This window comes from Kitasatospora sp. NPDC049285 (assembly GCF_040678815.1).
Lineage (GTDB): Bacteria > Actinomycetota > Actinomycetes > Streptomycetales > Streptomycetaceae > Kitasatospora.
In genome coordinates this window covers 39,543-50,456 of record NZ_JBFAQR010000020.1, presented here as the reverse complement: position 1 = coordinate 50,456, position 10,914 = coordinate 39,543, and the positions used below count along the sequence as shown (strand labels likewise).

Here is a 10,914-nt window from a genome sequence, read left to right as displayed (position 1 = left end):
CGGTCGGCCGTCGAACGGCCGGTGTCAGCCGGCCGGCTCCGCCCGGGCCAGCCGGCCGCCGCTGGCGGCGGTGAGGCGGGTGAGGGCTCGGGCCAGCTCGCCGTGGTCGTCGATCGCGGCCAGGAGGCGGGCCTGGTCCTCGTGGACGCGATGAGCGGCGCGCTGGTGGGTGATGCGACCGCGGGCGGTGAGGTGGAGCAGCACGCGGCGGCGGTCGGTGGGGTCGGGGCGGCGGTGGACGAGATTGTCGGCCACCATGCGGTCGACCAGCTTGGTGAGGCTCGGCGGCGGCATCAGGACGTGCTCGGCGATCTCGGTCATCGGATGCCCCTGCCCGTCGGCGACCAGCGCCAGGACGCGCCACTGCTCGACGGTGCATCCTTCCTCGGCCAGTAGCGCGGCCAGCCGCCGGGCCATCCGGTGTTCGGCGCGGCTGAGCAGGTGGGCCAGGTCCTGCGGCGGTTCGGAAGGCATTGCCGGGTTCCTCACGGTCGGTCTAGTGTGCGGCGGGATTGCGAGCCTCGGTCAGGGTGCCGGGGCGGGATCCGTTTCATCGCGGCTGCGCCCTTCAGGAAGGTGGTCCGGTGCATCTGGGGCTGCCCGGCGACGGTGGTCACCGTGACGTGCTGGCGGTCGCCCTCGTCGTGCCGCTGCAGGGGTCGGCGGGGATCTTCGGCCCGTCCTGCGAACTGGCCGCGCGCCTGGCCGCCGCCGAGATCAACGCGGCCGGCGGCATCCTGGACCGCGAGGTGCGGCTGGTGGTGGTCGACGGCGGGGCGTCGCCGGAGCGGGTGGCGGCCGAGGTCGAGGCACTGGTCTCGCTGGGAGCCGTGCAGGCCGTGGTGGGCTGGCACACCTCCGCCGTACGCCAGGCGCTGGCACCGCGGATCGTCGGCCGGGTGCCGTACGTCTACACCGCGCAGCACGAGGGCGGCGAGCACACCCCGGGCATCTTCCTGACGGGCGAGTCGGACGCCGCGCAACTCCTCCCGGCGATGCGGCTGCTGGCCGAGGCCACCGGGGTGCGGCGCTGGTGCACGGTGGGCAACGACTACGTCTGGCCGCAGGTCACGGCCCGGGCCGCGCGCGGGTACGCCCGCGCCTGTGGCGGGCGGGTCGTCGGCGAGGTGTTCGTGCGGCTCGGCGCGGAGGACTTCGGGCCGGCGCTGCGGCGGGTGGAGCGCTGCGAGGCCGACGCGGTGCTGATGCTGCTGGTCGGCGAGGACGCGGTGCGCTTCAACCGGGCCTTCGCCGCGCGCGGCCTGGACCAGCGCTGCCAGCGGCTGAGCACCCACATGGACGAGAACATCCTGCTGGCCGCCGGGGCCGAGGCCACCGGCGGGCTCTGGGCGGCGTCCGGCTTCTTCGAGACCCTGGCGACCGCCGAGAGCCTGGACTTCGGACGCCGCTACGTCGACCGCTTCGGGACGGAGGCGCCCGTGGTCGGCAGCCTGGGCGAGTCCTGCTTCGAGGGCCTGCGGCTGCTGGCCGCGTTGGCGGAGCGGGCGCGGTCGCTGGACGTGGGCGCGATCCGGGCCGCCGGCGGCGCGGTCGCGTACGAGGGCCCGCGAGGTGCGCTGCGGCTCCGCGGCAACCATCTCGACCAGCGCTTCTACCTCGCGCGGGCCGACGTCTTCGACTTCCACGTCGTCGCCCAGCTCTGACCGTCCTCCGCGCACGCGGCCGACAGTATCGTGAGCTGGGAATATTTTCCACGGGAAGTTTTGAGCCTGGAATTAAATGCCGGGGAAACTCACCGGAAACGACCTGCCGCAACTCTTCCGTCGTCGGCCGGGCCCACGCGCCCGGCCCTGGCCTCGCCCCGCGGAGGAGTGACGAGTCGTGACGGAAACCATCGACGAGCTGAAGCCGAGCACAAGCTCCGGCAGGCGCTACAACGACTGGACGCAGAACAGCACGCTGGAGGACTACTCGCTGCGCTACGCGCCCAAGTCGTTCCGGCGCTGGACCCCGTACGTGGTGGCGACCACCGCCCTGGGCGGCATCGCCTACCTGGCGGACTTCGCCATCGGCGGCTCCATCGCCATCTCCAACGGCTTCGGCAGCGCGATGGTGGCGATCCTGGCCGCCGCGGTGGTCATCTTCCTGACCGGCATCCCGATCTCGTACTACTCGGCGAAGTACTCCATCGACATGGACCTGCTGACCCGGGGAGCCGGATTCGGCTACCTGGGCTCGACCCTGACCTCGGTGATCTACGCCAGCTTCACCTTCATCTTCTTCGCGCTCGAGGGGTCGATCATGGCCCAGGCGCTCCAGCTCGGCCTGGGGATCCCGCTGGCGGTCGCCTACCTGATCGCCTCGCTGATCATCCTCCCGCTGGTCGTCTACGGCATGACCGCGCTGTCGAAGATGCAGGTCTGGACCCAGCCCATCTGGCTGGTCCTCATGGTCGCCCCCTTCGTCTCCATCGCCGTCCAGGACCCCGGCAAGTTCTCCGCGTTCACCCACTTCGCGGGCAACTCGCCCACCGGGTCCCGGATCAGCATGATCGGGATCGGCGCCGGAGCCGGCGTCGCCCTGTCCCTGATCGCGCAGATCGGCGAGCAGGTCGACTACCTGCGGTTCATGCCCGACAAGACCCCGCAGAACGCCAGGAAGTGGTGGGGCGCCGTGATCAGCGCGGGACCGGGCTGGGTCGTCCTCGGCGCGGCCAAGCAGATCGGCGGCGCCTTCCTCGCCTTCTACATCGCCGGCAGCGTGGGCCTGGGCAAGGCCGACCAGCCCATTCAGCAGTACCTCGCCGGCTTCAGGACCTTCGCCGCGCCGATCGCACTGGGCCTGGCCACCTTCTTCGTGATCCTCTCCCAGATCAAGATCAACTCGACCAACGCCTACTCCGGCTCGCTCTCCTGGTCCAACTTCTTCTCCCGCCTGACCCACCGTCACCCGGGCCGGGTGGTCTACATCTTCCTCAACGTCGGCATCGCCCTGGCGCTGATGGAGGGCGGCGTCTTCGGCTTCCTCAACACCGTGCTCGGCTTCTACTCCAACGTCGCGATAGCCTGGATCGGCGCCGTCGTCGCCGACCTGGTCATCAACAAGCCGCTGAAGCTCAGCCCGTCCTACATCGAGTTCAAGCGCGCCCACCTGCACAACTTCAACCCGGTCGGCTTCGGCTCGATGCTGATCGCGTCGGCGGTCTCCATCGCCGCCTACTTCGGCGCCTTCGGCAGCTACGGCACCGCGTACTCCCCGTTCATCGCCCTGCTCCTCGCGATGGTGCTCTCCCCCCTCCTCGCGGTGCTCACCAAGGGCCGGTACTACATCGCCCGCACCGACGACCAGGACGAGCCACTCTTCACCGAGGACGGCCTGCTCTCCGCCGCGACCCTGACCTGCACCGTCTGCGCCGAGGCCTTCGAACGCCCGGACATCGCCGGCTGCCCCTTCCACCAGGGCGCCATCTGCTCCCTGTGCTGCAGCCTGGAGAAGGACTGCCACGACGCCTGCAAGAAGAGCGGATCCGGCAGCGGCCCGGTCGACCTCGCGATGCCCGCCGTCCGCTCCACCGCCTGACCGCACCTGAACGGCCGCCGACCCCCGTCGCTGTGATGCGCGGCGGGGGTCCTGCGGTGCGGTGGTCGGACGTCGGCCCGGATCGGGGCCCGCGTCCCGGACGGGCGGGGTCAGCCTACGAGGGCGAGGCCGTTCACCCAGAGGTTGTTGACCCGGTTCCGCTCGTTGGTGTTCGGGTACGGGTTGGTGCACGAGGTGCCGGGGCCGCCGCCGGACATCAGCTCGCTGCACGGGCCGGAGTAGTGGTCGGGCAGGCCGAGCACGTGGCCGGTCTCGTGGGCGGTGACGCGCAGCGAGCTGTACTGCCGGTTCTGCGCGTAGTCGAGGAAGATGTAGCCGCTGCCGTGGCCGTCGGTGGAGGCGTAGGAGCCGCGGGAGTCGTTGCCCTCGTAGTAGCGGAAGTCGGCGTTGGTGCCGGAGCGGAGCTGGACCTTGGTGACCGAGGAGTTCCAGATCTGCGCGCTCTGGGAGATGACGGTGCGGAAGGTCGGGGCCTGGCTGGCGTCATAGGTGACGGTGACGCTCGCCAGGTAGGGGCTGGCGGCCTGCTTGGCGCGGGCCGACTTCATCACGGCCTCGTAGAACGCCTTGTTGTTGGCGTCCTCGGAGGAGTTGGCGGTGATGCCCGCGGACGGGGTGTAGCCCTGGGTGGTGGCTGCGGTGGCGGGCACGGCGGCGGTACCGACGGCGAGGACCAGTCCGAGGGCAGCGGCGAGCACGGTCATGGAGCGGTTCATGTGGGGACTCCATTTCGCGGGTCCCGGGGCCGTGGGGAGGCCGTCCGGGACGCGGTGACGAGGTGTTGCACCGAGCTTGGGGCAGGGCGGGCGGGGCGCGGAGATGGCAACCGGCGATAGCTCGGGTCAATACCCGTGCGCAGCCCGCGATTTGACGGCCCGTGGGCTGGATTTGACATGCTCTTGGCAGATTGTGGGCGCCTGGCTATGCTCCCGTGATGGAGCTCGACGTCCGACACCTGCGGGTGCTGTGCGCGATCGCGGATACCGGCAGCGTCCGGAAGGCCGCCCGTCGACTCGGCATGACCCAGCCCTCGCTGACCACCCAACTTCACCGCATCGAACGGACCATCGGCGGGCGGCTGTTCACCCGCGAACAGACCGGCAGTCGCCCCACCGCCCTCGGCCACTCGGTGCTCTCCCGCGCCCGACCCGTGATCACCGAGATGGACGCCCTCGTCGTCGCCGCCCGCGCCGAGGCCGCCGGACCCGGCCGCCGCCGGCTGCGCATCGGCAGCGTCGGCAGCCGCGCGGTCGCCGCCTGGCTGCGCCGCATCCACGATCGGCTCCCGGAGACCGACACCACCATCCACATCGACATCTCGGCGATCGCCCTGCTGCAACTGGTCGCCGCCGAACAGCTCGACATCGCCTTCGTCCACGAGAGCGAGGGCTTTCCGCTGCACGTGCCGGCCGGCGCCGAGCAGCGGGTGCTGGTCGCCCGCGAACCCCAGTTCGTCGCCCTCGCCGAGACCCACCCCGCCGCCGCCCGGCCGGTCGTCAGCCTCGCCGACCTCGCCCACGACACCTGGATGGTCGACCCGACCGCCGACCACGAGTACGCCGCACTGCGCCGCGTCTTCGCCGAGGCCGGACTCGACCCACGCGTCGTCCAGGTCAGGGACAACGCCACCGCCGCCGAGCTCGTCGCCTCCGGCGAAGCCGTCCGCCCCTGCCAGCCCACCTCACCGCCCGGCCCCGGCACCATCCTTCGCCCCGTCCACGGCGACCCGCTCGCCGTCCGGCTGCTGCTCACCTGGCGCCCCGACACCGTCGGCGGCCCGGCACTCGACGGCCTCTGGGTCGACCTCTGCCACGCCTACCTCGACCTGGCCAGCGTCAACCCCGCCTACCGGGCCTGGCTGCACCGCCACAACCGCTCCCTGCACACCCTCCTCGCACCGGCGGGGCCGCCGACCTGAGGTCCGTTGACATGAGGTCCGCCGACCTGAGGTCCGTTGACCTGAGGTTCGTTCCCGCTCGCACGGGATTCGCCCGGTCGGGCCGGGGAAGGAGGCGTCCCATGGGAGAGGTTCCGGGTGCGCGTGCGGAGTTGGAGCGGTTCGGGCAGGTCCTGCGGGCGCAGCTCGTCGCGCTGATGGAGGAACTGACCCCGGGTGCCACCGACTCCGGGCGTCTCCCGCTCGGTGCGCCGGAGGCCGTCGAGGGGCACGAGCCGTCGGCTCACGCCTACTCGGTCGTGTTCCACGGCGAACGCCCCGACGGGGTCCGTGCCGCCGACGCCGTCTCCCGGGCGGCCCAACTGCTCGGCGCGGCGGGCTGGGAGGCCACCGGTCCGCAGGAGGAGGGCAACGGGCCGTCGCGCAGGTACGTACTCACCGCCCTCCACCCCGACGGCATCCGGATCGAGATCCGCTCGGGCGACGGCGGCCCGGGCGTGCTCCACAGCGGGCGGACCCCCGCCGTGGCCCTGCGCGAACCGGAGCAGGCCCGGCGGCCGGAACCGGTCCGGACGCCGGAGACCGTCACGCCCGGCTTTGTCCTCCGCTACGAGTGCGACGGTCTCGGCGCCTGCGACCACTGCGGTGGGCGCGGCTGGGTGCCGGGCGAACCACGCAGGCGCGAGCGCTGCCGCGTGTGCTTCGCGCGACGCGTCTGTCCGATCTGCCAGGGTGCCGGCGAGCTGGCGATCTCCGACCTGTCGACCTATCAGCTGGGCTACTACCCCGGGCTGTGACCCGGTGCTCTCCGACCGGACAGGTTGACCGGGGCGGCGCTCGGGAGACCGCTACCGGTCTGGCTGTCGGCGACATTCAGCCGGTGCTGGGTGGGGTGGTGGCGGGGCCGGTCAAGGTCCGGTGGCCGGCGGAGCGTGAAGCAGCAGCAGTCGCAGCGGATCGTGCGACCAGGCTCGACCGAATCTCGTACGTCCTGGACCGCTTCCCTGACGGACGTTCACCTTCGACGAGTTCGGGCTGCTCGGTATCCGCCCCATTGCGGGCACCTGTTGGGTTGGACGGAGCCGGTCCGCCCGCAAGGGCACCGCGAATTCCCTGGCCGAGGAATACCGACGCCCACCGCCGTCCCACCCCGGCCTTCGGACCGCACGCGGTCCGGACCCCCGCCCTACATGTCGGAGTCCGGCACCGATTCCACGGTGGTGAAACTTTCACCGGCATACCGGCGGCGTGCACGATTCGCGCGCTCGACGATCGGACCGGCGCCCGCCGAACCGTCTCCGTCCACCACGCACGCCCGACTCCCGTGCCACGCCGGGACGGGACGACTCCCCGCGACAGCTCCGGGACCTCAGTGACAGAACCGAGATCATCCGCCCTGGTCCGTCCCTCGACCTGGTGCGCCGCCCTGCGGCCTGCCCGGACCCGGCCATGCCCGACCACCTCGCACAGCCCCCACACCCCCGGCCCCTCGCCACGCCACCCCACGGGGAGGGGGGTATCCCGTGCGCGGAAGCAGCGGAGCCGGGCGATCGCGGTGCCACAACTCGGGGACCGGCCACCGGGAGGCGCGCATTGTTGCAAGAAGGGTTGACACTGCGCGCGGGGTATTGGAAGCTCCCATTGGCCCACACCGGGGACATTCACCTCGGTGATCTTTTTTGCGATTGATTGTTAGCGCTAACAGTCAGCCGTCGAATCCACCGCCGATCGGGAGGCCGGCATGCGGACCTGAGCGCCACGACCGGCCACCGGCAGGCCTCGTGCGACCACTCGGCGCACTGCGCGGCCGGACGGCGAGCGAGGAGTCGCGCCGGCTTGCCGGCTTCTTCCGCTCATTCCGGCACTCACGAAGCCGAACCGGAGATCCCGGTTGGATTCGCCGTCCCGATATTCCAGGAAAAGCCGCACCGGAAATACCGGCGCACAGTCCGCCATTTCTTCGCGCGGCGACCTCGATGCCCAGTCGAGCCTCCCCGAGATCCCCGCCCGCAACCGTGAGGCCCTCCACCGAGACGCGTTTGTCATGCTCACAACCATGCGCCCGCGAATGCCGAACCGCGAGAAACAGACACCTCCCCCACCACTCCCCTCAGGAGGCGACCACATGCTCCACGCGAACCTGCGCGTCACCCCGCCCTCGGCGCGCACCCGGCTGCGGAGGACGCTTGCCTGCGTACTCTCGGCGTTACTCCTGTCCTTGGCGATTCCGCTGCTTTCCCTGGGCGCGGCCCAGCCGGCTGCGGCCGCGGGCGCGGCCCCTTCTGCGGCGGCCCTGGGCAACGGGTTGGCGGTCACGCCGCCGATGGGTTTCAACGACTGGAACGCCTACGGCTGCAACGTCTCCGAGGCGCTGATCAAGAGCACGGCGCTGGCCATGCACAACAACGGCATGCAGAGCGCCGGGTACGAGTACGTCAACATCGACGACTGCTGGATGACCCACAGTCGGGGCTCCGACGGGCGCCTGGTGCCCGACCCGACCAAGTTCCCGGACGGGATCAAGGGCACCGCCGACTACGTCCACTCGCTGGGGTTGAAGCTGGGCATCTACGAGGACGCCGGACTGCAGACCTGCGCCGGCTTCCCGGGCAGCCTGGGCCACGAGACCACGGACGCGCAGACCTTCGCCGGCTGGGGCGTGGACTACCTGAAGTACGACAACTGCTATGCGGGGCCCGGCTGTTGGCTGAACTCCTGCCCCAACGGCAGCAAGGCGCCCGCGCAGACCCGCTACACCACGATGCGTGACGCGCTGGCCGCGGCCGGCCGGCCCATCCTGTTCAGCCTGTGCAACTGGGGCGAGGACAACGTGTGGACCTGGGGCGCCGGCGTCGGCAACAGCTGGCGCACCACCGGCGACATCAACTCCAGCTACGGCAGCATGCTGTCGATCTTCCACAGCAACGTGAACCTGGCCGCCTACGCCGGGCCCGGCCACTGGAACGACCCGGACATGCTCGAGGTCGGCAACAGCCCGCTCACCGACGTCGAGGCCCGCTCGGAGTTCAGCCTGTGGGCGGAGATGGCGGCTCCGCTGATCGTCGGCACCAACGTCGCCTCGGCGAGCCCGGCCACCCTGGCCACGCTCACCAACACCCGGGTGATCGCGGTGAACCAGGACTCGCTCGGCAAGCAGGGCACCCTGGTGTCCTCCGCCGGCGGTCTCGACGTGCTGGCCAGGCCGCTGGCGAACGGTGACGTCTCGGTGGCCCTGTTCAACGAGACCGGATCGACCGCGACCATCAGCACCTCCGCCGCCGCGATCGGGAAGACCGGAGCGTCCGGCTACAACCTCACCGACCTGTGGACCGGCGCGACTTCGACCACCACCGGCACCATCAGCGCCTCGGTCCCGGCGCACGGCACCACCATGTTCCGCGTCGCGGGCGGCACCAGCGGCGGGACGAACCAGACCGGCCCGGTGCGCGCGGTCGGTGCGAACAAGTGCCTGGACGTGCCGAACTCGACCACCACCCCGGGCACCCAGCTGCAGATCTGGGACTGCAACGGCCAGCCGAACCAGACCTGGACCCGCACCTCCTCCGGCCAGCTGACCGTCACCTCGGGCGGCACCCAGCTGTGCCTGGACGCGTACAACAACCAGACCTCGCCCGGCACCAAGGTCGAGATCTGGACCTGCAACGGCCAGGCGAACCAGCAGTGGAAGGTGAACGCCGACGGCACCATCACCAGCGCCCTGTCCGGGCTCTGCCTCGACGTCACCGCCAAGTCCACCGCCAACGGCGCCCTGATCGACCTGTGGACCTGCAACGGTCAGACCAACCAGCAGTGGGCCGTCTGAGCGGTCACCGGGTGCAACTGCCGTGCTGCCGCCGAGATCCCGACCTCGTGAGGCAGCACGGCAGGTGCACCGTCCATCACACCCGTTCACCCCACGAGATGCAGGGAGCTCAGATGCGCGACAGTCAAGGCCCGGGACGACGACCGAGGATCGCTTCGCTTCACCGCCGGCTCGGCACGCTGACCCGGGTGGCCGCCACGATCCTGCTGGTCGTCGCCGGTCTCACCGGTGCGGGGTCCTTCGTCGGCAGTGCGAGGGCCGCCACCGCCGGCCCGTGCGACATCTACGCGGCGGGCGGAACTCCGTGCGTGGCCGCGCACTCCACGACCCGTGCGCTCTACTCGGCGTACGGCGGCGCGCTCTACCAGGTCCGGCGGAGCTCGGACAGCAGGACGCAGAACGTCGGCGTCGTCAGTGCCGGGGGCGTCGCCAACGCGGCCACCCAGGACGCCTTCTGCGCTGGCACCTCGTGCGTGGTCACGGTGATCTTCGACCAGTCCGGCCACGGCAACGACCTCGCCTACCAGGGTCCCGGGGGCGCCGGAGGCAGTGACACCCCGGCCAGCGCGACCAGCGAGGCCCTGACGCTCGGCGGCGCCAAGGCGTACTCGCTCTACATCAACCCCGGGAACAGCTACTGGCACGACGGGTCCTCCTCCGGGATGCCGCTCGGCAGTGCTCCCCAGGGCGCGTACATGGTGACCAGCGGAACGCACGTCAACGGCGGCTGCTGCTTCGACTACGGGAACAGCGAGACGGACCGCAAGGCCGACGGTGCGGGCGCCATGAACGCCATCTACTTCGGAACCAGTTGCTGGTTCGGCGGCTGCTCGGGCACCGGTCCGTGGGTGCAGGCCGACCTCGAGTACGGCCTGTACTCCGGCGGCAGCCAGTCGTGGAACCAGAACCAGCGGGCCTTCTCCAGCCGCTACGTCACCGCGATGCTGAAGAACAACGGCGTCTCGCAGTTCGCGCTCAAGGGCGGTGACGCCCAGTCCGGCGGGCTCACGACGCTCTGGAACGGCGCGCTCCCGCCCGGCTACAGCCCGATGAAGCAGCAGGGCGCGATCATCCTGGGCAGCGGCGGCGACTGCTGCGCCGGCAACACCAACCAGAGCCTCGGCACCTTCTACGAGGGCGCCGTCGTCAGCGGCTACCCGTCCGACGCCACCGACAACGCCGTCCAGGCCAACATCGCGACCGCCGGCTACAGCGCCGGCACCGGCGGCGGTTCCAGCACCGGTCCGCTGCACGCCGTCGGCGCCGCGAAGTGCCTGGACATCCCCAACTCCAGTACCACCAGCGGCACCCAGGCCCAGATCTACTCCTGCTCCGGAGCCGCGAACCAGACCTGGACCGCCACCTCCTCGGGCCAGCTGACGGTGTACTCCGGCAGCAGCCAGCTGTGCCTTGACGCCAGCGGCAAGGGCACCGCCAACGGCACGAAGGCGATCACCTGGCCCTGCAACGGACAGTCCAACCAGCAGTGGACCCGCAATGCCGACGGCACCATCACCGGCGTCCAGTCCGGACTCTGTCTGGACGTCAGCGGAGCATCGACGGCGAACGGCGCCCCGGTCCAGTTGTGGGCCTGCAACGGGCAGAGCAACCAGCAGTGGAAGCTCGGATGACG

General features: G+C 70.8%; 8 protein-coding genes. 6 read left to right on the top strand and 2 right to left on the bottom strand.

Annotated features, from left to right (window positions below):
• Positions 1 to 24: 24 nt before the first annotated feature.
• Positions 25 to 474 carry a MarR family transcriptional regulator gene (locus AB0K51_RS15680; protein ID WP_363454708.1) on the bottom strand — a complete coding sequence of 150 codons (450 nt, stop codon included), beginning with the start codon at positions 472 to 474 and terminating at the stop codon, positions 25 to 27.
• A 110-nt stretch (positions 475 to 584) separates the two neighbouring features.
• Between AB0K51_RS15680 and AB0K51_RS15675 the strand changes: the two genes are divergently transcribed.
• Both AB0K51_RS15675 and AB0K51_RS15670 read left to right on the top strand, forming a co-directional pair.
• Positions 585 to 1,664 carry a substrate-binding domain-containing protein gene (locus AB0K51_RS15675; RefSeq protein WP_363454706.1) on the top strand — a complete coding sequence of 360 codons (1,080 nt, stop codon included), beginning with the start codon at positions 585 to 587 and terminating at the stop codon, positions 1,662 to 1,664.
• 178 nt (positions 1,665 to 1,842) lie between these two features.
• On the top strand, positions 1,843 to 3,540 hold the full coding sequence (locus AB0K51_RS15670) for a hypothetical protein (RefSeq protein ID WP_363454704.1): 1,698 nt from the start codon (positions 1,843 to 1,845) through the stop codon (positions 3,538 to 3,540).
• A 110-nt stretch (positions 3,541 to 3,650) separates the two neighbouring features.
• On the opposite strand, the gene snpA is transcribed toward AB0K51_RS15670, so the two are convergent.
• Positions 3,651 to 4,277 carry a snapalysin gene (gene snpA, locus AB0K51_RS15665; protein ID WP_363454702.1) on the bottom strand — a complete coding sequence of 209 codons (627 nt, stop codon included), beginning with the start codon at positions 4,275 to 4,277 and terminating at the stop codon, positions 3,651 to 3,653.
• Between the two features lie 218 nt (positions 4,278 to 4,495).
• Here snpA and AB0K51_RS15660 point away from each other — a divergent pair, with 218 nt between their 5' ends.
• From AB0K51_RS15660 to AB0K51_RS15645, 4 genes are all read left to right on the top strand, one after another.
• Entirely contained in the window at positions 4,496 to 5,479 is a 984-nt protein-coding gene (locus AB0K51_RS15660; protein ID WP_363454700.1) for a LysR family transcriptional regulator, read from the top strand.
• A 101-nt stretch (positions 5,480 to 5,580) separates the two neighbouring features.
• Complete coding sequence (locus AB0K51_RS15655; protein ID WP_363454698.1) at positions 5,581 to 6,255, top strand: hypothetical protein; 675 nt, start codon at positions 5,581 to 5,583, stop codon at positions 6,253 to 6,255.
• Between the two features lie 1,427 nt (positions 6,256 to 7,682).
• Positions 7,683 to 9,281, top strand: coding sequence for a ricin-type beta-trefoil lectin domain protein (locus tag AB0K51_RS15650; protein WP_363454838.1), 1,599 nt, complete (start codon positions 7,683 to 7,685; stop codon positions 9,279 to 9,281).
• Positions 9,282 to 9,469: 188 nt separating this feature from the next.
• Positions 9,470 to 10,912, top strand: a complete 1,443-nt coding sequence (locus tag AB0K51_RS15645; protein ID WP_363454696.1) for an arabinofuranosidase catalytic domain-containing protein — start codon at positions 9,470 to 9,472, stop codon at positions 10,910 to 10,912.
• The last annotated feature ends 2 nt before the right edge of the window (positions 10,913 to 10,914 follow it).

What these genes read in the sequence shown, in the direction of transcription:
- AB0K51_RS15680 (WP_363454708.1), bottom strand. Translation starts at nt 474, where the DNA reads ATGCCTTCCGAACCGCCGCAGGACCTGGCCCACCTGCTCAGCCGCGCC.
- snpA (WP_363454702.1), bottom strand. Translation starts at nt 4,277, where the DNA reads ATGAACCGCTCCATGACCGTGCTCGCCGCTGCCCTCGGACTGGTCCTC.
- AB0K51_RS15660 (WP_363454700.1), top strand. Translation starts at nt 4,496, where the DNA reads ATGGAGCTCGACGTCCGACACCTGCGGGTGCTGTGCGCGATCGCGGAT.
- AB0K51_RS15655 (WP_363454698.1), top strand. Translation starts at nt 5,581, where the DNA reads ATGGGAGAGGTTCCGGGTGCGCGTGCGGAGTTGGAGCGGTTCGGGCAG.